Consider the following 21,820-nt stretch of genomic DNA (forward strand, 5'->3'; position numbering starts at 1 on the left):
TTTTTATTGGTCTGTTTTCTCCCTGATCCCTTCTATTACTTCATTCAGTTTTTCCTGGTCGCCAAAGTAGGGTTCCAGGTCTGTAATAATAATCTCCCGGAATTCAAGCGGATGGCTTTCACTTTGCAAGGCAATATAACCCGATGTAAGAGGGCTGCCCTGGACCTGAAATTCGGCGGAGGCATCTGCTGCCATATCACCTCCCAGCTGGGGTTTGGTATACCTTAAAACTTCTTGCCCATTAACATAATGCACGATCAGGGAATCTTTTAACACCAGGAATCCGGCCTGAACCCATTCTTCTCCATGAAAGGTTCTGGAGGTCGAATTGACGCAGTGGGGGGTGAAAAGGGTGTCGGCCATTTGCACATGGGTACCCGGAGTACAGAGGTTCATTGTAGGCCTGGGGTCCTCGCCATTACCTCCAAGAAACTGGCCTTCCAGGCTTACCGGGAAATTCTGGTCTTTGAGCATGGAGGAGGCCGATTGCGAATGAAACATGATCCCACTGTTTTTGAAGGCCCAGGGTTCTCCACCCTTTGCCTGTTCCCCTTGGAATCTGTAATCGACCAGGAGAAAATATGCGGAAAAAGGTGTTTCGTAGAAAAGATGACCAAAGCGATTGCCAAACTCCGGATAGTTCTCGTAGGATACAGCAATAGTACCCTGGTTTACCCTAAAGGTCTTCAGGGAATCCTGTCCGGGTAATTCCCCTTTGATCTTGGGTACCCAGCCCTCAAGATCTTTTCCGTTAAAAAGGGAAATCCATTCCGGTGCCGGCGCGGCTTCGGAGACTGTAGAAGAAGTGTTTCTTTTGCAACCTGTTATCAGGAGCAAAAGAAACACCGGAATTAGATATTTCATGTGAATCACAGGGATTTATTCCACAATAAATGTGCCCTGCATCTGGGCGAAATGCCCTGGGAAACTGCATAAAAACTGGTAGGTACCTGGGGCAGGAGCGTCAAAAGTAATGGTGTCTGATTCGCCACCTCCCAGCATTTTGGTATGGGCAATCACATCTTCGGTTTCTGCCGGAATGTAATTGTTGTCTGCCGCTGCAGAAGCCTTAGAGGCAAAACCAACGAGGTCTGTGCCTTGCTTTAGTAAAACCCAGTTGTGCCCCATGACCTTAATGTCCAGCTTACCAATGTGCTTTAGTGTAAGGGTAACCGGTTCTCCGGCTTTTACACGAATCTCCCTGGTGCTGTATTTCATCATGTCGTCTCCTGTGATCAATACTTCATTTTGTGATTTTTCCTCTGAGGTATCTGTTTTTTCAGCAGCCTGGTCGTATTGAAATCCGTCTTTCTTTTCTTCTTTCTTGGTTTCCCCACAGCTTATAAGAAGAACAAGGCCGAAGCTCATAAAAATTTTGAAAAATGCGTTCATAGATTCTAAATTGATTTTAGAGCTAAGATAAACAATTCTCAGTTCTTAATTAGAATGGAAACTCCCTGTAAACCTCCCAGTAATCTCCCCGATGCTTTAACAGGGCAAGGCCCTCCATGCGGAAGCTGCGATAATAGGAACGATCCTTAAATACCAGCATGCAGGGTTCGAATTTCTCGGCAGTGAGATCCCTGTTGGCAATGGTGATGTGAGGATGAAATCGTTCCGGAAGCTTGCTGTCGCTGAAACCAAAGGAAGTGCGCAGCATTTCCTGTAGCTGTTTTCGGTAAGCGGTAAGAGCCGGGTTGGGTACCACATCTACAAAGATGACCCGGTCTCCAAAATGGTCAAAATTCTTTAATTCACAGTAGGCAGGGGTCAGGGTTGCAGACAGGGCTGTGAGTGCTCTGATCAATGCGGTTTCCTTCATTTCTTCAAAATGAAAAGGCATTTGAAGAGTTATATGCGCTGGAGACCGCAAGGCGTGCTGAGACTGGAAACGACTTCTGACCTCCTCCTTGAACACCCTGATCTCTTCGCGTACAGTGGACGGAGGTAAAATGGCTATATAATACATTACCTTCATTCGGGGTGCCGGTTTAGCTGATTCGGGAACCTTCGGTCTTTTCTTTCATGAACCTGACGGCACGGTGTTCGTTGTAGTACACGTTGTTGTTGTCATAGAACCCAACATGTCCCCCGTATTTCGGAATTTCCAGATACAGGGCCCGGTTACGCTGCGCTTCCTGTTCCGGGTAACAGCCATGACCCAGGAAGGTGTCATTGGCCGCGTTAAGTATATAAGTGGGTACCCTGATCTGTTCTAATGCCCTGAAACTGCTTGCTTTCTCATAGTAATCCATTCCATTTTTAAAACCGTGGGCTTTGGCCGTATATACTTCGTCAAAATCCCGGAGAACTCTGATCCTTTGTACATCTTCATCCCGTATCAATTCCGGGAAATAAGGTTGTTTCTCCCGGAGTTTGCCGATCAGGTGTTTCTTAAACCTGCGCGCATACAGGTAATTCTCCGCCTGGTGAAGTGCTTTCATGGAATAATACAGGGAGCAGGGTACCGAAAAGGCGATCCCGGCCTTGATCTCTTCCGGAATATCGGTCTGGGTGCCCAGGTATTTCAGAGTTACATTCCCACCGAGGCTAAAGCCATTGATTACGATATGGGAATATTGGTAATTTGCTAAAATATGTTCAATAACATGGTGGAGGTCCTCTGTTACCCCGGAGTGATAGGATCTGTAAAGTCGGTTGGTTTCCCCGCTGCACCCCCTGAAATTCACGGCGCAAACATCGGTACCGGACTGGAGAAAAGCCTGTGCTGCTCCAAGAATATAAGGACGTTGAGCATTGCCTTCCAGGCCATGGAGTAAAATAACCAGGCGGTGGTTTTTCTTTTTTGCAAAACTCCAGTCAACATCAATAAAATCCCCATCCTTAAGCTCTATGCGTTCCCTGGTCTGACCGGGATTGGGGACCACGCGGAAAACCCCGGAGTAAATGGTGGAAAAATGACCGCTTTTGAACAGAAACGGGGGGGTATATGAAGAAGAAATAACTGGCATCTGGCAATTTTAAATTAAAGATAACAAGCTTTTAGTAAAAAGATTCTAATTTTGACCTATTATTATGCGTGCATAACAAAGTAAATCTATGTATTTTAAAGAGTTTGAGATTCGATGGAACGACCTGGATGCCAACCGGCATCTTGCCAATAAAGCCTATATTGAATTTGCCGCCCATACGCGGATGTCGTTTCTGATCGAACGGGGTTTTGATCATCATTTATTGGATAAACTTAATATTGGTCCTGTTGTATTTTACGAACACATCTATTATTTCAAAGAGGTTTTTGCCGGGAAGCCGGTGAGGGTATCGCTGGAGTTAAGCGGATTGAGCGAGGATGGAATGTTCTTTGAGTTCAGGCATAATTATTACGACTACAAGGGGCGCAACGTAGCGCATTGTGAAATTATGGGAGCGTGGATAGATCTGGAGACCCGGAAGCTTATCGGTTTGCCGGAGGATGTGCTCGGGTTTTTAAATGAACAGGACAGGTCAGAGGACTTCAGAGTGCTGACCAGGGAGGATACGAGGAGACATCAGAAACGTCCTGCCGACCTTAAGGCTTAACTTTCTTTTTACTGGAAACCAGGTATACCCCGTAAAACACCATCAGGGAAGCCAGGCCTTTTACCAGGCTCAATTTATCTGCACCCACCAGCAAGGCAAAGGAGATTGCAATGATGGGCTGAAGGTAGATAAAGGCCCCTATGGTGGATGCCTTGAGTTCTTTCAGGGCAAAGATATTAAGGAGATAGGTCAGGAAGGTGGTTCCGATCACCACAAAGGTCATTTTCCAGACAGCCTCAAAGGGAAGGCTGGCCCATTGCACTTCCATGAATTCACCTATGGTTACCGGAAGGTTTATAAAGATGGCGATCAGGAATAACCATTTCATTAGGGTAATGGCGTGATATTTTGCCGTCAGGGGTTTCACAAGGATCAGGTATATCGCGTAACTGGTGGCGTTAATGATGAAAAGGGTGTTCCCAAATGTGATATTTGGGGCATCCTGTCTTACCTCCTGTCCATAAAGTACCAGTAATAAGGCTCCGGCAAAGCCCATGATAATTCCTGCACTTCGCCTCAGGTTGATCTTTTCATTGATCAGGATGGCAGAAAGAATGAAAACGATTATGGGAGAGATGGTAATGATCACCGAACTGTTGATAGGGGTGGATAAGGAGAGGCCTTTGAAGAACATCAGCATATTGATCACCATACCGAAAAGTGCACAGGCAACAAGGCGCTTCCAATCTTTGGGGTCGATCTTTTCTTTGGGTCCCCAGAAGCTAAAGATCCAGAAAAGAAGTGCCGCCCCGGTAACCCTTAGCAGGATCAATCCGAAGGGTTTGATATACAATGGCATGAGACCTTTTGCAATGGTGTGGTTCATGCCGTAGATAGCGCTTGCTCCAAAGGCTGCAAGCAAAGCCAGGGTTCTGTTATTCATTCCTGATGCTGTAAAAACTATTTGGAAAGGCAGGCTTTTGCTTCTGCAACGGTATTCTTGGCGTTACCTATAAATATCTTGTCATCTACTACCAGTACGGGTCGTTTCAGAAACGTATAGTGCTCCAGAATAAGATCTCTGATGGCTTCCTCAGTAAGCGTTTGATCCTTCAGACCGCGTTGCTTGTATAGCTGACTTCTCTTGTTTAAAAGGGCCTCGTAGCTCCCGGAAAGCTGGTACAGGTGCTCAAGATCCCCGGCAGTTAGCGGCGATTTTTTGACGTCCGTCATTTCTGTATCAGCAGGAAGATCCAGTTCTTTCAGAATTCTTTTGCAGGTGTCGCAAGTGCCTAGATAGTAGAATTTTTTCATGCCCAAATTTAATACCTGCAGTGTTAAAATCCCATTTTGTTACGGTGTTAAATTAGGAACGGTTTTGTTTCGAATTCATCTTCCCCTGGTATTTGAGGTATTTATTGACCTCCTCGTAAGGAATGTCGATCACGATCTGTCCCTCAGAGTAGGGTGCGATCTCATAGGGGTTGTAGATGAGTTTAAGTCCTGTTTGGGTGTAGCCAATAGTGTTTGGAAGATGAAAACGATCGCCTTCAAACATGAATCCCTGTTCGTTAAGAGGCAGGTTATCTTCCATATTGAAGCTGGAGCGGAATTTTTTTTCAGCCAGGGAAATGAATCCATCCTCGTCCGTGAGCAGATCTTCCTTTTTTATAATCTCCCCCTGTGTTTTGTCAAAAAGCAGGTAGTGTGAGCTTCCGTATCCATGGGCTCCACCCGTAAAGGAATAGGTTTCCATGCACACGGCGAAAAGTCTGTTGTCTTCATAGCAAATAGTGCCTTCCACGGTGCTCTCCCAACTCATGTTGTATTCATCCGGGAAATCATTTTTGATCTGTTCATAGGCCGATTTAAATTGGGTCACCGCTTCCTCAACGGTTTCAGGGGTGTTGTCTGCGGAAAGGTCAATGGCCCTGATGACCCATTGATTAAGTTCAGCGTTGATTTTTCGCTCCTGCCGGTTCTTACCCGGGGTCTGGGGGTAATTCAATGCTACCCGTGCGCAGGAATCACAGGGTTGGTCGGTTATGGAGAATGGAACAATTTCCAGGGTGGTGGAGTTGTTGCAGGAAGTAATGACCGCGCTTAAGAGTATGGCGATCAGCAGTTTCTTCTTCATGATCCGGGGCGTTAAACTGTTGGCGGATAAAGATACATCCTTCTTTGTATTGGGAAAAACAAAATATACATTTGTTAAAAACAAAGATCACCATGAGCGATAAAAAAATGGCCTTCAATACCAAAACCATTCACGGCGGACAAGAACCTGATAAGGCATACGGTTCGGTAATGCCTCCAATTTATCAAACCTCCACCTATGCCCAGTCAACTCCCGGGGGACATCGCGGGTATGAGTATTCCAGATCCGGGAATCCCACCAGGCATGCATTGGAGATGAGTCTGGCCAGTATAGAGAACGGTAGTTTCGGTCTGGCTTTTGGGAGCGGATTGGCTGCTATTGACGCGGTGATGAAATTGCTTTCGCCCGGGGATGAGGTGATCTCCACCAATGACCTGTACGGGGGGAGTTACCGTTTGTTTACCAGGATATTTGAAGGTTTTGGTATCAAATTTCATTTTGTTGGGATGCAGGATGCCGGAGCGGTAGAAGCCCTTGTAAACGAAAATACAAAGCTGATCTGGGTGGAGACCCCTACCAATCCGATGATGAACGTGATCGATGTTTCGGCAATGGTTGCCATAGCAAGGAAGCACAAGTTACTCCTGGCGGTAGATAATACTTTTGCCACGCCCTACCTGCAGCAACCGTTGGATATGGGGGCGGATATCGTGATGCATTCGGCCACCAAATACCTGGGAGGGCACAGCGATGTGGTTATGGGTGCGCTTGTGGTAAATGATAAGGATCTTGCAGACAGGCTCTTCTTTATTCAGAATGCCAGTGGAGCGGTTCCGGGACCTATGGATAGTTTTCTGGTGCTTCGAGGGATCAAGACCCTGCATGTAAGAATGCAGCGCCATTGTGAGAACGGGGCTGCGGTTGCCCGTTTTTTAAGACAGCATCCCAAGGTGGGAAAGGTGTATTGGCCGGGATTTGAAGATCATCCGAATCACGAGGTAGCCAAAGCGCAAATGAAGGATTTCGGAGGGATGATATCCTTTATCCCCAAAGGTGGGGAATTCAGGGATGCCATTGCCATTGTTGAAGCCTTAAAAGTATTTACCCTGGCCGAATCCCTTGGCGGGGTTGAATCGCTTGCAGGACACCCTGCAAGTATGACCCACGCGTCCATTCCGAAAACAGAACGGGAGAAGAGTGGGGTGGTCGATGCATTGGTGCGGTTAAGTGTTGGTATAGAAGATGTTGAGGACCTTATTGCAGACCTTGATAGTGCCCTGGGAGCATTTTAACTACAACGTTTGAGAATTTCTTAAAAAGTAGGGTGTTAAAATTAATTATTTATATAATTTTGGCCTTGAATTATAAATCTTTCATTATTTGATTTTTATGAACTCAATGGACAAAAAAATCGAGGCATTTATGGACGAGGTACGTCTCCGTAATGCCCATGAGCCGGAGTTTCTCCAGGCGGTACAGGAAGTGGCGGAAACCGTACTTCCGTATATCGCTGAACAAGAGATCTATAACGGAAAAAATATCCTGCTAAGGATGGTGGAGCCCGAAAGAGCAATTATGTTCCGCGTGCCCTGGGTAGACGATAAAGGTGAGATCCATGTAAACAGGGGATACAGAATCCAGATGAATTCGGCTATCGGCCCTTACAAAGGTGGACTTCGTTTTCACCCGACCGTAAATATGAGTATTCTTAAATTCCTCGCTTTCGAGCAGGTGTTCAAAAATAGTCTGACTACACTTCCTATGGGAGGTGGTAAAGGAGGTTCTGATTTTGATCCTAAAGGAAAGTCGGATGATGAGATCATGAGATTCTGTCACAGTTTTATGGCAGAGTTGTTCCGTCATATCGGTCCTAATACCGACGTTCCTGCCGGGGATATCGGGGTAGGAGCCCGTGAGATCGGATTCCTTTTCGGGATGTACAGAAAGATCCGGAATGAATTTACCGGGGTGCTTACCGGGAAAGGTTTGTCCTGGGGAGGTTCCCTGATACGTCCGGAAGCTACCGGATATGGTACGGTGTACTTTGCTGAGAATATGCTGGAGACCAGAGGAGAAAAGATCGAAGGTAAAACGGTGGTGATCTCAGGTTCCGGAAATGTGGCGCAGTATGCTGCAGAGAAAGTCCTTCAGCTGGGCGGAAAAGTAGTTACCCTGTCTGATTCCTCAGGATACATCTATGATAAGGAAGGAATTGATGCTGATAAACTCAAATTCGTGATGCGCCTTAAGAATGAAAAGAGAGGTCGTATTTCTGAATATGTAAAAGAGTATCCTAATGCGGAGTTCTTTGAAGGGGAAACTCCTTGGAGTGTAGCCTGTGAGGTAGCGCTTCCATGTGCTACTCAGAACGAGCTGGAAGGTGATGACGCTAAAAAACTCCTGGCTAATGGATGTATTTGTGTGAGCGAAGGGGCTAATATGCCTTGTACTCCGGAGGCTGTTGAAGCCTTCCAGGCGAAAAAGATCCTTTTTGCTCCCGGAAAAGCCTCTAATGCCGGTGGTGTTGCCACTTCAGGTCTGGAAATGTCTCAGAACTCCCTGAGGGTGAGCTGGACCAGGGAAGAGGTGGATGACCGCTTGAAAGGCATCATGAAGAATATCCACACTTCCTGTATCGAATACGGTAAGGAAGAAGGAGATTATGTGAACTATGTTAAAGGTGCAAATATTGCTGGTTTCGTTAAAGTAGCCGATGCAATGCTTGCTCAGGGTGTTGTTTAACGCCGGTCTTTAAATCCTATATGAGATAGCTCCTCCATGTTACATGGGGGAGTTTTTTTTTTATATTTTTAGCGCTGCTTTCCACAAATAACCGGTTCAGATGATCCTGCAAACACATGCTATTGTGATTTCGGCTCTTAAATATGGAGATAACAGCCTTATCGTTAAAATGCTTACCCATAGCTCAGGCGTGCGTTCGTATCTGGTCAAGGGAGTGCTTAGCTCCAGGAAAGGAAAATTTAAGGCCGGCTATTTCCAGCCGCTCACCCTTCTGGAGATTGTTGCCAATCATAAGGATAAAGGGGGGCTGGAATACCTCCGCGAAGTTAAATTACTGCAGCACTATACCACCCTGCAAACCGATATCAAAAAAAGCACCATGGTCATGTTTCTCTCGGAGCTTTTAAATTCTGCCTTGCAGGAAGAGGAATCAAATCCGGGATTATTCGATTTTCTTCAGGCGGCCTTCGAGTGGCTTGATCACCATGACAAGGTAGCTAACTTTCATATCGCCTTTCTCATACAACTTACCCGCTACCTCGGTTTCTATCCTGAAGGGAGCAATATGGAAAACTCCTTTTTTGATCTTCGGGAAGGAGAGTTTACCTCACATAGCCTTAACGAGTGTATCGAAGGGGAAGAATTGGAGTGCTTTAAAGCGTTTTTAGGCATAAATTTTGATGCAATTGAAACCGTTAAAATGAATAAAATGCAACGGAGATCCCTGTTAAAATCACTAATTAGCTATTTTCAATTACATTTGCAGGGGTTCCGCGAACCCAAGTCCCTGATCGTGTTGAACGAGATCTTTAATTAAGATTATTCATGAAAAACCTGCTTGCCCTTTTTTTTCTGATAGCCTGTACAACCCTTTCTTTTAGCCAGGAGATTACCGTGTTGGACGCCGAGACCGGTGAGCCAGTAATGAACGTATACGTAACCGCCCAGAATGGGAAGGACTATAAGGTTACAGGTCCTGATGGTAAATTCAGTCTCGATGGCTTTGGGGAGAATGATCTGCTTCGTTTAACCCATATAGGGTATGAAAGTAAGTGGTGGAAACGCGGCAGAGATGCGCAGGAAGGTGCTGGATCAAACTGCAACCGCTTTCTGAACAATTGGAAGAAGTGGTACTTTCTGCCAGTAAATGGGAAGAAGCTCCGGAACGCATTACGCAGCGGGTAGAGGTGATCAGTAAAGAAGAAGTATTATTTTCCAACGCTCAGACTTCTGCCGATCTCCTGCAATCTGCCGGAAATGTATTTGTGCAGAAAAGTCAGCTGGGGGGTGGTAGCCCGATGATCCGTGGTTTCTCTACGAACAGGTTGCTGATCGTTGTGGATGGGGTGCGAATGAACAATGCCATCTTCAGGGGAGGGAACCTTCAGAATGTAATTTCCATCGATCCGCTTGCTATAGGTTCCTCCGAGATTATTTTCGGACCGGGATCGGTAACCTATGGGAGCGATGCTATAGGAGGGGTGATGAGTTTCTTTACGGTAGCGCCGGAAATCGATGAAGAAAAACCCGGGATCAACGGAAGGGCTCTGGTTCGGTATGCCTCTGCCAATACTGAAAAAACGGCACATACCCTGTTGAATTATAACGGCAAGAAGTGGGGTGGGGTAACGGCTGTGAGTTATTCAGACTTTGATGATCTGGTGATGGGAAGCCATGGTCCGGAAGAATACCTCCGACCGGAGTATGTGCGTCCGGAAAATGGTCAGGATGTGGTGGTGTCAAATTCCAACCCCAGAAAACAGGTGCCCACCGGATACGGGCAGGTGAACCTGCTTCAGAAATTCACCTTTCTGCCCTGGGAACATTTTACACTTAAAGCCAGCCTTATCTATACCGCTACGGGCGATTATGACCGATATGACAGGCTAATTCGATACCGGAACGGTTTGCCTCGTGCTGCAGAATGGTATTACGGACCGCAGAAATGGCTGATGGCCAATGTTACGGCTGAACATAAAGCATCGGGAGGGTTGTATGACCATATCCGATTCACCAACGCATATCAACGATTTAATGAGAGTCGTCACGACCGGGATTTTGGCGATGACCTGCGCTTTAATACCATGGAGGAAGTGCACGCCTGGTCGTCTAATCTGGATCTTGAGAAAGACCTGGGGCCTTATGTGACCCTGCACTATGGAGCAGAATTCATTTACAACGCCATAGCATCTGAAGGGTATTCAGAAAATATTTTCACTGAGGTCCGGGAAACGATCGCTTCCCGGTATCCTGACGGGTCCTGGTGGTCTTCTCTGGCTGCCTATGCAAATTTTGACTACCATCCGGACAGGAGGATAAATTTCAGAGGAGGAATTCGCTACAACTACATTGATATCTATGCCGATTTCCGCGATAATAATGTTTTTTATGACTTCCCTTTTGAGGAAGCCAATACCAGAACCGATGCGCTAACAGGAAGTGCAGGGGTGCATTGGAGACCGAGCAGGATCTTCCAGGCCAGGCTGCAGGCATCCACGGCTTTCCGGGCGCCCAATATTGATGATATTGGTAAGATCTTTGATTCGGAACCTGGATCTGTAGTGGTGCCTAACCCCGGGCTGAAGCCTGAATATGCTTATAATATGGACCTTGGGTTTCAGCTCAACCTGCAGGAGAAGTTAAAACTGGATATTTCGGTGTACAGAACCTGGCTAAAGGATGCCATGGTGAGAAGAGATTTCACCTATGACGGACGCTCCCAAATAGAATACAACGGCGAGCTATCAGATATACAGGCCATTCAGAACGCATCGAAGGCCCGGGTTTATGGATTTGAAGCAGGCGCCAGCTGGCGGATCAGTAACACCCTCCATGCGAAGGCATCTGTGGCTTATGTGAAGGGGGTCGAGGAGTTGGATGACGGATCAGAATCGCCTTTGCGGCATGCAGCTCCGTTATTTGCCAACGCTAACCTGGAATGGAAGAAGGATCGGATAAAGCTGGATCTCGGGATGCAATACAATGCTGAGGTGGCGTATGATGACCTGGCGGTATCTGAACGCGGCAAGGCCTATATTTATGCTGAGGATGCCAATGGAAACCCTTTTGCTCCTTCCTGGTATACCCTTAATTTCCGGGGAGCTTATGAACTGTTTGAAAACACCAGGCTACAGCTCGCTCTTGAAAATTTCACAGACCAGCGCTACCGGACCTATTCGTCTGGAATTGCCGCTCCGGGTATCAATCTGATCCTGGCCCTGAGGCAAACTTTTTAAGAATAGAGCAGATCGGGTCTTCTTTGCAGGGGGAGGACTACCCTCCGGGTTTATTTATCCTGGTGGGAGGTGCTTCAATTGACTGGAATTTAGTAATTTTGCCAACTTTAATACGAGAAGGTATTTTAAAATGAGTTTTACAGAATATAAAGGAATGAATCTTTCACATACTGCAGAAGAAATTCTAAAGTACTGGGAAGAGCATAAGATTTTTGAGAAAAGCATAAGTGAGAGGGAAGGAAAGGAACCTTTTGTGTTCTTCGAGGGCCCGCCATCGGCAAACGGACTTCCCGGGATCCATCACGTGATGGCCCGTGCCATTAAGGATATATTCTGTAGGTATAAAACCCAGAAAGGGTACCAGGTAAAGCGCAAGGCCGGATGGGATACCCATGGTCTGCCGGTAGAGCTTGGGGTGGAAAAGGAGCTTGGGATCACCAAGGAGGATATCGGGACAAAAATATCTGTGGAAGAGTACAATGCGGCCTGTAAAACTGCCGTAATGCGCTACACCGATATCTGGAATGATATGACGCGTAAGATAGGGTACTGGGTGGATATGGAAGACCCTTACGTGACCTATAAGTCTAAATACATGGAAAGTGTATGGTGGCTGCTGAAGCAGATCTATGGTAAGGGGCTTATCTATAAAGGCTACACCATTCAGCCATACTCTCCGAAAGCAGGAACCGGATTGAGTTCGCATGAGCTCAATCAGCCCGGAACCTACAAAGATGTTTCTGATACAACGGTGGTGGCACAGTTTAAAGCCGTTGAAGACAGTCTTCCGGAAATCCTGAGGGGAATGGGAACGCTGTACTTCCTGGCGTGGACCACCACGCCATGGACGCTGCCCTCGAATACCGCCCTAACCGTTGGGAAAGCCATCGATTATGTCGTTGTTAAGACCTATAACCAATATACCTATGAACCGATAACCGTAGTGCTGGCCAAGGCACTTACGGGTGCTATTTTCAGTGGGAAGTTTATTCGTGTAAAAGAGCAGGAAGAACTTGACGCCTATGAGGCCGGAGCCAAAAAGGTTCCTTACCTGGTGGTGAGTGAGCTGAAGGGAGCAGACCTGGTAGGCTGCAGGTACGAGCAGTTGCTGGATTACGCCAGCCCATATCAGCATCCGGAAAATGCTTTCCGGGTCATTGCCGGAGATTTTGTTACCACAGAAGATGGTACGGGTATCGTGCATACGGCTCCAACCTTTGGTGCAGATGATGCCAAGGTAGCGAGAGAGGCAGAGCCTGAAGTTCCGCCAATGCTTGTGCTGGATGAAAATGCAAACCCCGTTCCCCTGGTGGATCTTCAGGGAAAATTCCGGGAAGAATTACCTGAAATTGGTGGTAAGTACGTTAAGAATGAATATTATAATGCAGGAGAAGAGCCTGAGCGTTCGGTAGATGTTGAAATCGCAATTAAGCTGAAGGAAACGAACAGGGCCTTTAAGGTGGAAAAATATGTGCACAGCTACCCACACTGTTGGAGAACCGATAAACCTGTGCTGTACTACCCTCTTGATTCCTGGTTCATCAAAGTTACGGAGGTAAAAGACCGGATGTTTGAGTTGAACCAGACCATTAACTGGAAGCCTAAGGCTACCGGGGAAGGTCGTTTCGGGAACTGGCTGCAGAACGCGAACGATTGGAACCTCTCGAGATCGAGATTCTGGGGGATTCCTATTCCGATATGGAGAACCGAAGACGGAAAGGAAGTGAAGGTGATCGGTTCTGTAGAAGAACTTAAAGCCGAAATGGCCAAATCTGTGGAAGCCGGACTGATGCAACAGGATATCTTCGCCGATTTCCAGGTAGGGGATATGAGCGAGGAAAACTACGAAAAGGTGGACCTCCATAAGAATGTGGTCGATCGCATTGTACTGGTTTCCGACTCCGGACAACCTATGAAGCGGGAGGCCGATCTTATCGATGTTTGGTTTGATTCCGGGTCCATGCCATATGCGCAATGGCATTATCCTTTTGAGAACAAAGAAAAAATAGATCAGGGAGAAGCATTCCCTGCAGATTATATAGCCGAAGGGGTCGATCAGACCAGAGGGTGGTTTTATACCCTTCATGCAATCGGTACAATGGTGTTCGATTCGGTTGCCTACAAGAATGTGGTTTCTAACGGATTGGTACTCGACAAGAACGGTCAGAAGATGTCCAAACGATTGGGTAATGCCGTTGATCCTTTTGAGACCATCGGGGAATACGGACCTGATGCTACCCGTTGGTATATGATAGCCAATGCAAATCCATGGGACAACCTGAAGTTTGATCTTGAAGGCGTGGCAGAAGTGAGGCGTAAGTTCTTCGGAACGCTCTACAATACCTATTCGTTCTTTAGTCTCTATGCCAATATCGATGGCTTCAACTATTCAGAAGAAGATATCGCCGTGGAAGACCGTCCTGAAATAGACCGATGGATCCTGTCTGAACTCAACACCCTGGTACACAGGGTAGATGCTGCCTATGCAGATTATGAGCCAACAAAGGCCGCAAGGGCCATTTCAGATTTCGTCCAGGAGAACCTGAGTAACTGGTATGTGAGGTTGTGCCGAAGACGTTTCTGGAAGGGAGATTATGGCCAGGATAAGATCTCGGCCTACCAGACCCTGTATACCTGCCTGATTACAGTGGCTAAGCTTGGAGCGCCTGTAGCGCCCTTCTATATGGACAGGTTGTATCAGGATCTTGTTGGAGCAACAAACAAAGAAGCACATGAAAGTGTGCACCTGGCAGATTTCCCGCAGTACAACAAGGAACTTGTGGATAAAGACCTGGAAAGCAGAATGGAGAAGGCGCAGATCATTTCTTCCCTGGTCCTTTCCTTAAGGAAGAAGGAAATGATAAAGGTACGACAACCTTTGATGAAGGTGATGATACCCGTGCTGGACCACAAGCAGAAGGAAGAGATCAGGGCTGTTGAAGACCTTATCCGATCTGAGGTGAATGTAAAGGAAGTGGAACTTCTCGATGATGCTTCCGGTATTCTGGTGAAGCAGATCAAGCCCAATTTCAAGGTGTTGGGTCCGCGTTTCGGGAAGGATATGAAGTTGATTGTCAGTAAAGTAAATGCTTTTTCGCAGGATGATATTCAAAAAATTGAGCGTGAAGGTTCCATTTCTCTTGATATTAATGGAAAAAGTATTACTTTAGGAATCGATGAGGTGGAGATCTCATCACAGGATATTGAAGGTTGGTTAGTAGCCAGTTCAGGTCCGATTACCGTTGCTCTGGATGTTACTATAACAGATGATTTACGCAAGGAAGGTGTTGCCAGGGAATTGGTCAACAGAATTCAGAATTTACGTAAGGATTCAGGATTTGAAGTGACTGATAAAATAGATGTTTTGCTTCAGAAGGACGGGATTATTGAAAATGCCGTTGAGAGTAATCTGGAGTACATCAAGAATGAAACGCTTACCGCAAACCTGAGTTTTGAGGAAGCACTTGATCGTGGAACGGAAATTGCATTTGATGAGGTAAATACCAAATTGTTGATTCAAAAACACTAGTACTATGGATGCAGATATTAAAGTAAGATATTCTGATAAGGACCTGGAGGAATTCAGAGTACTTATTGAAAATAAGATAGAGAAGGCCAAACAGGATCTGGACCTGCTCAAGAGTTCTTACAAGAACGACGGGAATAATGGTACAGATGATACGTCTCCCACATTCAAAGCTTTCGAAGAAGGTTCGGAGACCATGAGTCGGGAAGCCAATACGCAGCTGGCCCTGCGTCAGGAAAAGTTTATCCGTGACCTTAAGAATGCCTTGGTGCGTATTCAAAATAAAACCTACGGCATTTGCAGGGTAACCGGGAAGCTTATCAATAAGGAGCGCTTAAAGCTGGTGCCTCATGCAACCTTAAGTATTGAAGCTAAGAACCTGCAGAAACGTTAATGCCTGAAGGTATGTTTCATAAAAGAATACGCCCTCAACAAGGGCGTTTTTTTATGTTGTGTTGCCTCTGTTGCTTTTCGGTGTTCCTTCATGCTCAAAAGCGCCTGGAGCGTGTATATGATGTCGAGTTTCTGACCAAAATTCAGATCGATGCAGAAAAAATCTATCAGGTAGAACTGGAATCTGTAGAGGTGGGACATCAGGTGTGGGTAGAGACTTTTATCGAAGGAGAATACCAGGCAGAATTAACTGTAAGTTCCCGACAGGAAGGGAGTACCTTGTTTCTGGAGGGGGTATTTATTCCTTCTTTCGAGAATCCAAATGATAAACTGAGTGCGCATAAGGTGCTCTCTGTTAGTCTTAAGGTAAAGGTGCCCCGGCAGTTGATGGTTGAGCTTTTTGGTTCGTCAACCCGCGTAGTGGCTAAAGGGAACTACAACGATCTGGATATAAGTACCCGCAAAGGTCCTGTTTTCCTGGAAAATGTAGAGGGCCTGGTTAAAGTAAAAACTGCCAATGCGGAGATCAGGGCAACCCGTCTAAGTGGATATGTGCAGGCTGCAACCTCTTATGGAAAGGTGTATCGGGGAAAAGTAAGGTCTGGCAATTCAAGTATATCCCTGGAATCGGTTAACGGAGATATATACATAAATAAAGAAGAATAATATTTTTATTTTTGGGTCGCTTCCAGACACTTTACTCCGGGGCTTCTCAATAAATTGAATCAAAGAACGATGTCGTTAAAAAAAGCTGGGTTAATTGTTTTTCTGGTTATCCTTATAGACCAGTTATCAAAGATTTACATAAAGACAAATTATGTGCTGGGTGAATATACTGAGGTATTCAGCTGGTTTAAAATTTTGTTTATCGAGAACGAAGGCGCTGCCTGGGGTACGAAACTCAGTGATATCATTCCCACGGTTTCAGACGGGACGGGGAAACTGATCCTGACCGTATTCCGCATATTTGCGATCGCAGGTATTGGATACTGGCTGCTGGATACCATTAAAAAAGGGGGAACCCGGATTCTGATCCTGGCTATTGCCCTCATCTTTGCCGGGGCTCTTGGGAATATTATTGATTCTGTGTTCTATGGAGTGATCTTCAACGACAGTTACGGTCAGGTGGCCACCTTTTTTGCCGAGGACCCCTACGGGAGCCTGCTTAAAGGAAAGGTGGTGGATATGTTGCATTTTCCTCTTATAGATACTGTTTGGCCGGAATGGGTGCCTGTGGTGGGCGGAAACAACTTCAGGTTCTTCGAGCCGGTTTTCAACATCGCAGATGCTGCGATCAGTATTGGAGTGGGTATCCTGATTGTGTTCAATAAAAAGGCATTTCCCAAAGACAGGGAGCAGGATTAATTTCTGAAATCAAAGATCCCGTCCGGAGTAATACACATATCCAGTGGGATGTCGTATTCGTCCAGATCACTTATCTCTTTAACCGGTTCAAAAAAAGACACCCCTATTTTAAGTGTGTCCTTACGGCAAGAATTAAGAAATCTGTCGTAAAAACCCTTGCCATAACCTACCCGGTTTCCAGATCGGTCAAAAGCCAGGAGCGGCACGAACACCACATCCAACTCTGTTGGTGCTATTTCGATACCCGATACAGGTTCCGGAATTCCAAAACTGTTGTTCTTTATTGAAGTGCTGTCGGTAAGCAGGTAATGTTTCATACTTCCATCAGCGAAATTTGATCTTGAAATCACGACATTCTTGTCTTTCCCCTGGATGGCAGTTAACAGGAAGGTCGTGTCCACTTCCCTGTGCTTTGCAATAGGAAGAAACAGGTGGAAGGTATTATTGTGCCATATTTTGGCCCTGAGCGCCTGGTTGGCAATGTGAATGCTTAACTCCTCCAGAGTGTCCTGATCCAGAGTCTGACGTTTCTCCTTATAAAGTTTTCTCAGTGCTGTTTTATTCATAGTTAAAAGCGTACAATTATCTGATGACTGATCTGTTGAGAAACGCGATCCCGCCATTTTAATGGGGTGAAAGTACAAATTAAGGATGAAATTGATCTAGGTTTTACAGGTTCTCCCTGAAAAGATATTGAGTATACATAGGTGCAGGGTACAGAAGCCTGCAGAGGGAAGTTGGAAATTATAGGGAGGATCGTGTCAAGTTGATTTTATTTATCAATCCTGATGTTCTATTTTTAAAGGGTTGCAAGAGCATGAGGATTACTGCCCTCGGGGAATGCTGCCCGGGAACATGCTCCCGACGTTTAACAGGAGGTGTAAAAATGACAAATGCCAATTTAGACGTACAATTAAAGACCTTACCGGAGAGTCCGGGCGTATACCAATTCTATGATAAGGATGAGAAATTGCTCTATGTCGGTAAGGCAAAGAACCTTAAAAGGCGGGTCGCTTCCTATTTTCAGAAAACCCATGACAGTGGAAAGACCAGGGTGCTGGTTAAAAAGATAAGAGGTATCCGTCATGTTGTCGTTCCCACAGAGACCGATGCCCTGCTGTTGGAGAACAATCTCATTAAGAAATACCAGCCGCGGTATAATGTCATGCTTAAAGATGATAAGACCTACCCGTGGATCTGTATAAAAAATGAGCGTTTCCCAAGAATATTTCCCACCCGGAAGGTAGTACGTGACGGTTCAGAATACTTCGGGCCGTATACCAGTATGAAAACCATAAGAACATTGCTGGATCTTATAAAGGGACTCTATGCCCTGAGAACGTGTAACTACGACCTGGCCTCGGAGAAGGTGGATTCAGGAAAATATAAGGTTTGCCTGGAATACCACCTGGGAAATTGTAAAGGGCCATGCGAGGGGTTGCACTCAGAAGCCGATTACAACCAACAGGTGGAAGAGATCAGGAAGATCATCAAAGGGGATTTTAAGGATTCACTCCGGCATTTCCGTGCGCTTATGAACTCTTACGCGGAAGAGATGCGATTCGAAGATGCACAGCGCATCAAAGAAAAGATGGAAGTACTCCAGAATTACCAGGTAAAATCAACAGTGGTAAATCCTAAGATCAGCAATGTAGATGTTTTTAGTATAGTTGCTGACGAGGGTTTTGCCTATGTCAATTTTTTGCAATTGTCTTATGGGTCTATTATACGGGCACATACGGTGGAGATCAAAAAGAAACTCGATGAATCTGACAAGGAATTGCTGGAGCTTGCCATTACGGATATGCGAAATAAGTTTCACTCGAGATCACGGGAGATCTATACCCCCTTTAAGGTAGAGGTTGGGGAAGATATCAAGGTAACAGTGCCTAAACTCGGGGATAAGAAAAGGATCGTCGAGTTGTCGGAACGCAATGCGAAACTATACAGGCAGGAAAAATTCAAACAGATCAGGATTACAGATCCGGACCGTCATGTGAAGCGTATCATGGAGCAGATGAAGAAGGATCTTCGGCTTTCTGCAGAGCCCAGGCACATTGAGTGTTTTGATAATTCGAACATTCAGGGAACCAATCCTGTGGCAGCCTGTGTGGTATTTAAAGATGGAAAACCCAGTAAGAAGGAATACCGCCATTTCAACATAAAGACCGTGGAAGGGCCGGACGACTTTGCCTCAATGGAAGAGGTGGTGCACCGTCGTTACCGGCGAATGCTGGAAGAAGATCAGGACCTTCCTCAGTTAATCGTTATCGATGGAGGGAAGGGCCAGTTAAATGCAGCCCTGAAGAGCCTTGACCGTTTGGGGTTAAGGGGTAAGATCGCGATCATCGGTATCGCTAAAAGACTGGAGGAAATTTTCTACCCAGGAGACTCCGTGCCCCTGTATCTAGATAAGCGATCGGAGACCCTTAAGATCATACAGCAGCTTCGGAATGAGGCACACCGATTTGGAATCACATTTCATCGAAAGAAGCGTTCGAAGGCGGCAATTGATACCGAACTTACAGCTATAGATGGCGTAGGTAAAAAAACCGCTGAAGAACTGCTTAAGAAATTCAGGTCTGTAAAGCGAATCCGGGAAGCTTCTCTGGAGGAATTGTCTGAGGTGGTTGGATCTTCGAAAGCATCGAAAATATTCAAGGCTTTTCAATAAAATTCGCAGTATCTTTATTTTATGAAATGGTGGTTCCTTATCCTGGTATTGATCGGTTCCTCATTATTGGTTTTTCCTCAGAATTCCGGTAAGGGCGATCTCAAGGTGGGTCTTGTGCTCAGTGGCGGAGGTGCCAAGGGCCTGGCTCATATTGGAGCCTTAAGAGCTATAGAAGAATCCGGCGTTCGTATCGATTATATTGGAGGTACCTCAATGGGGGCCATTGTAGGAGCCCTCTATGCAAGTGGGTATTCGGCAAAGGAACTGGATTCCATTTTCAGGGCAGTAGATTTCGATAAGCTTATCCAGGGGTATGTGCCCAGAAGTTCCATGAACTTCTACGAAAAACAGAACAATGAAAAATATGCGCTGAGCCTTCCTTTTGACAGGTTCAGAATTAGTTTCCCCTCTTCGATCTCCAGTGGCCAGAATGTGTACAGCCTTTTCTCGAAATTGCTTTTTCACGTTAGTGATGTTGAAGACTTCAATGAACTGCCGATCCCTTTTTTTTGTATAGCCACCGATGTGGAGACCGGGGAAGTTGTAAAGCTCGATAAGGGCTACCTGCCACTGGCCATCAGTGCATCGGGTGCATTTCCCTCGCTTTTTGAACCCGTTCGTATCGGGGATCGGATCCTTTTGGATGGCGGGGTGGTCAACAATTATCCTATAGATGAAGTACGAGCTCTTGGCGCAGATGTGATTATCGGGGTGGATGTTCAGGATGCCCTGGCTACCGCCGATGAACTGCGTTCTGCTACTCAGGTATTGTTGCAGATCAACAATTACAGAACCGTAAGGTCGATGGACGAAAAGATCAGGAAAACCGACATCTATATCGAGCCCGATATTACAGATTTCAGTGTAATCTCTTTTAACGATGGCGCCCGCATAATTAAAAACGGCTATGATGCGGCCCTCAGGCAAAGAATACCTCTGGATAGTCTGGGACTGTTACAGGGAGGAGTACCTCCGGTACGTCCTGAAGTTCCCCCTGCAGAACCTTTTGTGATCAGCAACGTTAAAATAACCGGGAATCACGATTACTCCAGGAGGTATATCAAAGGGAAGCTGAGGTACGAGCTGAACGAGGTTACAAATTTTGAGGAATTGGACCAGGGTTTTAACAATCTAGCAGCCACCAATAATTTCAGTAGTGTAAAATATGTTTTAAGACCCAACGGGGAAGAGAATAGGTACAACATGGAGTTGCAGCTCAAGGAAGAGAAAACCAAGAATTTTTTAAAGCTCGGGGTGCATTACGATGGGTTATACAATACGGGGGGATTAATAAATTTCACCAGGAAGCATTTGCTGATGCACGATGACGTGATGTCTTTTGATTTTATTTTGGGCGACCAGATTCGATACAATTTCGATTATTATCTCGACAAGGGGAGTTACTGGAGTCTTGGAGTCCGATCCCGTTTCAATACCTTTCAAAAGGATGTCGATTTCGAATTTGCGAGCCGCGATATCCGCGTGGAGCTTCCCGAGGTGAATAAGCTCGATATCAGACTGAATGACCTGACCAACCAGGTCTATGTGCAGACCAACTGGGGAGAAGAATTCGTTTTCGGGCTTGGGCTGGAACATAAGTGGTTGCGACTGCGATCTGAGACAGCTACAACTGCCCAGGGGGAATTTGTGGATATAGATAACTCCAACTATCTCAGTACGTATGGTTTTTTAAAACTGGACACCCTGGATGACCTGTATTTTCCTACACGGGGATTTTTCTTCGATGGCGACTTTCACCTGTATATGATAGCCACCCAGTTTGACCCGTCTGATCTGGGGAGTTTTTCGATAGCTAAAGCAAAAATGGGATTTGCACTTCCAATTACTTCCGGCCTGGCATTTAACCTCTTTACAGAGGGAGGGTTTAATCTGGGAGAAGCCGATGTGAACTCTCTGGATTTTGTTTTGGGAGGTTATGGGGCGGCGTATATCAATAACCTTACCGATTTTCTGGGTTACGACTTTATAAGCTTTGGAGGGGATAGTTATGTTAAGGGAACCTTAAGGACCGACTGGAACTTTATCGGCAGTCATCACCTGAATTTTACTGCAAATTATTCCAATGCAGGGGATGGGATCTTTGATAATGGAGAATGGTTCACACTTCCTGATTATTCAGGCTATGCAGTAGGTTATGGATTTAAATCATTCATAGGGCCTGCCGAAGTGAAGTATTCCTGGTCACCGGAATTAAATGACGGACTCTGGATGTTTAGCATCGGGTTCTGGTTTTAAGATTTCATTATTGAAATCCACATCAATTATTCCGATATTTGTTAAAATTT

The 21,820-nt window shown here is 45.9% G+C and carries 20 protein-coding genes; 12 read left to right on the forward strand and 8 right to left on the reverse strand.

The window, feature by feature from the left end; translation table 11 throughout:
• Window positions 1–3: 3 nt before the first annotated feature.
• From K7R11_RS02715 to K7R11_RS02730, 4 genes are read right to left on the reverse strand one after another with little or no spacing between them, the layout of a single operon-like run.
• Window positions 4–864: a 3-keto-disaccharide hydrolase gene (locus tag K7R11_RS02715; protein WP_224488463.1), complete on the reverse strand. Its 861-nt coding sequence runs from the start codon at window positions 862–864 to the stop codon at window positions 4–6.
• A 15-nt stretch (window positions 865–879) separates the two neighbouring features.
• Window positions 880–1,392, reverse strand: coding sequence for an azurin (gene azu, locus K7R11_RS02720; RefSeq protein WP_224488464.1), 513 nt, complete (start codon window positions 1,390–1,392; stop codon window positions 880–882).
• Between the two features lie 49 nt (window positions 1,393–1,441).
• Entirely contained in the window at window positions 1,442–1,978 is a 537-nt protein-coding gene (locus tag K7R11_RS02725) for a 2'-5' RNA ligase family protein (protein ID WP_224488465.1), read from the reverse strand.
• A 13-nt stretch (window positions 1,979–1,991) separates the two neighbouring features.
• On the reverse strand, window positions 1,992–2,972 hold the full coding sequence (locus tag K7R11_RS02730) for a YheT family hydrolase (protein ID WP_224488466.1): 981 nt from the start codon (window positions 2,970–2,972) through the stop codon (window positions 1,992–1,994).
• Window positions 2,973–3,060: 88 nt separating this feature from the next.
• Between K7R11_RS02730 and K7R11_RS02735 the strand changes: the two genes are divergently transcribed.
• Window positions 3,061–3,540 carry an acyl-CoA thioesterase gene (locus K7R11_RS02735; RefSeq protein ID WP_224488467.1) on the forward strand — a complete coding sequence of 160 codons (480 nt, stop codon included), beginning with the start codon at window positions 3,061–3,063 and terminating at the stop codon, window positions 3,538–3,540.
• Here the strand turns inward: K7R11_RS02735 and K7R11_RS02740 are convergent.
• From K7R11_RS02740 to K7R11_RS02750, 3 genes are read right to left on the reverse strand one after another with little or no spacing between them, the layout of a single operon-like run.
• Entirely contained in the window at window positions 3,530–4,423 is an 894-nt protein-coding gene (locus tag K7R11_RS02740) for a DMT family transporter (RefSeq protein ID WP_224488468.1), read from the reverse strand. The genes K7R11_RS02735 and K7R11_RS02740 overlap by 11 nt on opposite strands.
• A 17-nt stretch (window positions 4,424–4,440) precedes the next feature.
• Window positions 4,441–4,794, reverse strand: coding sequence for an arsenate reductase family protein (locus K7R11_RS02745; RefSeq protein ID WP_224488469.1), 354 nt, complete (start codon window positions 4,792–4,794; stop codon window positions 4,441–4,443).
• A 52-nt stretch (window positions 4,795–4,846) separates the two neighbouring features.
• Window positions 4,847–5,617, reverse strand: a complete 771-nt coding sequence (locus tag K7R11_RS02750) for a DUF3298 and DUF4163 domain-containing protein (protein ID WP_224488471.1) — start codon at window positions 5,615–5,617, stop codon at window positions 4,847–4,849.
• Between the two features lie 92 nt (window positions 5,618–5,709).
• On the opposite strand from K7R11_RS02750, the gene K7R11_RS02755 reads away from it, so the two are divergent.
• The 9 genes from K7R11_RS02755 to K7R11_RS02795 all read left to right on the forward strand — a co-directional run bounded on the left by K7R11_RS02755 (window position 5,710) and on the right by K7R11_RS02795 (window position 16,840).
• On the forward strand, window positions 5,710–6,870 hold the full coding sequence (locus tag K7R11_RS02755; RefSeq protein ID WP_224488473.1) for a cystathionine gamma-synthase: 1,161 nt from the start codon (window positions 5,710–5,712) through the stop codon (window positions 6,868–6,870).
• A gap of 106 nt (window positions 6,871–6,976) precedes the next feature.
• Window positions 6,977–8,320: an NADP-specific glutamate dehydrogenase gene (gene gdhA, locus K7R11_RS02760; protein WP_224488475.1), complete on the forward strand. Its 1,344-nt coding sequence runs from the start codon at window positions 6,977–6,979 to the stop codon at window positions 8,318–8,320.
• 100 nt (window positions 8,321–8,420) lie between these two features.
• Complete coding sequence (gene recO, locus K7R11_RS02765; RefSeq protein WP_224488477.1) at window positions 8,421–9,137, forward strand: DNA repair protein RecO; 717 nt, start codon at window positions 8,421–8,423, stop codon at window positions 9,135–9,137.
• A gap of 8 nt (window positions 9,138–9,145) precedes the next feature.
• Complete coding sequence (locus K7R11_RS02770) at window positions 9,146–9,505, forward strand: carboxypeptidase-like regulatory domain-containing protein (protein WP_224488479.1); 360 nt, start codon at window positions 9,146–9,148, stop codon at window positions 9,503–9,505.
• Window positions 9,448–11,556, forward strand: coding sequence for a TonB-dependent receptor plug domain-containing protein (locus tag K7R11_RS02775; protein ID WP_224489136.1), 2,109 nt, complete (start codon window positions 9,448–9,450; stop codon window positions 11,554–11,556). The genes K7R11_RS02770 and K7R11_RS02775 overlap by 58 nt, the downstream gene beginning before the upstream one ends.
• Before the next feature lie 130 nt (window positions 11,557–11,686).
• Window positions 11,687–15,085 carry an isoleucine--tRNA ligase gene (gene ileS, locus K7R11_RS02780; protein WP_224488481.1) on the forward strand — a complete coding sequence of 1,133 codons (3,399 nt, stop codon included), beginning with the start codon at window positions 11,687–11,689 and terminating at the stop codon, window positions 15,083–15,085.
• A gap of 4 nt (window positions 15,086–15,089) precedes the next feature.
• Window positions 15,090–15,476 carry a TraR/DksA family transcriptional regulator gene (locus K7R11_RS02785; protein WP_224488482.1) on the forward strand — a complete coding sequence of 129 codons (387 nt, stop codon included), beginning with the start codon at window positions 15,090–15,092 and terminating at the stop codon, window positions 15,474–15,476.
• An 11-nt stretch (window positions 15,477–15,487) separates the two neighbouring features.
• Complete coding sequence (locus tag K7R11_RS02790) at window positions 15,488–16,141, forward strand: DUF4097 family beta strand repeat-containing protein (RefSeq protein WP_224488483.1); 654 nt, start codon at window positions 15,488–15,490, stop codon at window positions 16,139–16,141.
• A gap of 69 nt (window positions 16,142–16,210) precedes the next feature.
• The gene (locus tag K7R11_RS02795) at window positions 16,211–16,840 is read left to right on the forward strand and encodes a lipoprotein signal peptidase (RefSeq protein WP_224488484.1); all 630 of its coding nucleotides are present in this window, start codon (window positions 16,211–16,213) and stop codon (window positions 16,838–16,840) included.
• Here the strand turns inward: K7R11_RS02795 and K7R11_RS02800 are convergent.
• Window positions 16,837–17,406, reverse strand: a complete 570-nt coding sequence (locus K7R11_RS02800; protein ID WP_224488485.1) for a 5-formyltetrahydrofolate cyclo-ligase — start codon at window positions 17,404–17,406, stop codon at window positions 16,837–16,839. The two genes, K7R11_RS02795 and K7R11_RS02800, sit on opposite strands and share 4 nt — an antisense overlap.
• A 320-nt stretch (window positions 17,407–17,726) precedes the next feature.
• Between K7R11_RS02800 and uvrC the strand changes: the two genes are divergently transcribed.
• Window positions 17,727–19,514, forward strand: a complete 1,788-nt coding sequence (uvrC, locus tag K7R11_RS02805; protein WP_224488486.1) for an excinuclease ABC subunit UvrC — start codon at window positions 17,727–17,729, stop codon at window positions 19,512–19,514.
• 21 nt (window positions 19,515–19,535) lie between these two features.
• The gene (locus K7R11_RS02810) at window positions 19,536–21,770 is read left to right on the forward strand and encodes a patatin-like phospholipase family protein (protein ID WP_224488487.1); all 2,235 of its coding nucleotides are present in this window, start codon (window positions 19,536–19,538) and stop codon (window positions 21,768–21,770) included.
• Window positions 21,771–21,820 lie beyond the last annotated feature (50 nt).

It is taken from the genome of Robertkochia flava (genome assembly GCF_020166515.1).
Taxonomy (GTDB): Bacteria; Bacteroidota; Bacteroidia; order Flavobacteriales; family Flavobacteriaceae; genus Robertkochia; species Robertkochia flava.

Excerpts from the sequence above, each read along its gene's own strand:
- K7R11_RS02715 (WP_224488463.1), bottom strand. The coding sequence starts at position 864 with ATGAAATATCTAATTCCGGTGTTTCTTTTGCTCCTGATAACAGGTTGC.
- azu (WP_224488464.1), bottom strand. The coding sequence starts at position 1,392 with ATGAACGCATTTTTCAAAATTTTTATGAGCTTCGGCCTTGTTCTTCTT.
- K7R11_RS02725 (WP_224488465.1), bottom strand. The coding sequence starts at position 1,978 with ATGAAGGTAATGTATTATATAGCCATTTTACCTCCGTCCACTGTACGC.
- K7R11_RS02730 (WP_224488466.1), bottom strand. The coding sequence starts at position 2,972 with ATGCCAGTTATTTCTTCTTCATATACCCCCCCGTTTCTGTTCAAAAGC.
- K7R11_RS02735 (WP_224488467.1), top strand. The coding sequence starts at position 3,061 with ATGTATTTTAAAGAGTTTGAGATTCGATGGAACGACCTGGATGCCAAC.
- K7R11_RS02740 (WP_224488468.1), bottom strand. The coding sequence starts at position 4,423 with ATGAATAACAGAACCCTGGCTTTGCTTGCAGCCTTTGGAGCAAGCGCT.
- K7R11_RS02745 (WP_224488469.1), bottom strand. The coding sequence starts at position 4,794 with ATGAAAAAATTCTACTATCTAGGCACTTGCGACACCTGCAAAAGAATT.
- K7R11_RS02750 (WP_224488471.1), bottom strand. The coding sequence starts at position 5,617 with ATGAAGAAGAAACTGCTGATCGCCATACTCTTAAGCGCGGTCATTACT.
- K7R11_RS02755 (WP_224488473.1), top strand. The coding sequence starts at position 5,710 with ATGAGCGATAAAAAAATGGCCTTCAATACCAAAACCATTCACGGCGGA.
- gdhA (WP_224488475.1), top strand. The coding sequence starts at position 6,977 with ATGGACAAAAAAATCGAGGCATTTATGGACGAGGTACGTCTCCGTAAT.
- recO (WP_224488477.1), top strand. The coding sequence starts at position 8,421 with ATGATCCTGCAAACACATGCTATTGTGATTTCGGCTCTTAAATATGGA.
- K7R11_RS02770 (WP_224488479.1), top strand. The coding sequence starts at position 9,146 with ATGAAAAACCTGCTTGCCCTTTTTTTTCTGATAGCCTGTACAACCCTT.
- ileS (WP_224488481.1), top strand. The coding sequence starts at position 11,687 with ATGAGTTTTACAGAATATAAAGGAATGAATCTTTCACATACTGCAGAA.
- K7R11_RS02785 (WP_224488482.1), top strand. The coding sequence starts at position 15,090 with ATGGATGCAGATATTAAAGTAAGATATTCTGATAAGGACCTGGAGGAA.
- K7R11_RS02790 (WP_224488483.1), top strand. The coding sequence starts at position 15,488 with ATGTTTCATAAAAGAATACGCCCTCAACAAGGGCGTTTTTTTATGTTG.
- K7R11_RS02795 (WP_224488484.1), top strand. The coding sequence starts at position 16,211 with ATGTCGTTAAAAAAAGCTGGGTTAATTGTTTTTCTGGTTATCCTTATA.
- K7R11_RS02800 (WP_224488485.1), bottom strand. The coding sequence starts at position 17,406 with ATGAATAAAACAGCACTGAGAAAACTTTATAAGGAGAAACGTCAGACT.
- uvrC (WP_224488486.1), top strand. The coding sequence starts at position 17,727 with ATGACAAATGCCAATTTAGACGTACAATTAAAGACCTTACCGGAGAGT.
- K7R11_RS02810 (WP_224488487.1), top strand. The coding sequence starts at position 19,536 with ATGAAATGGTGGTTCCTTATCCTGGTATTGATCGGTTCCTCATTATTG.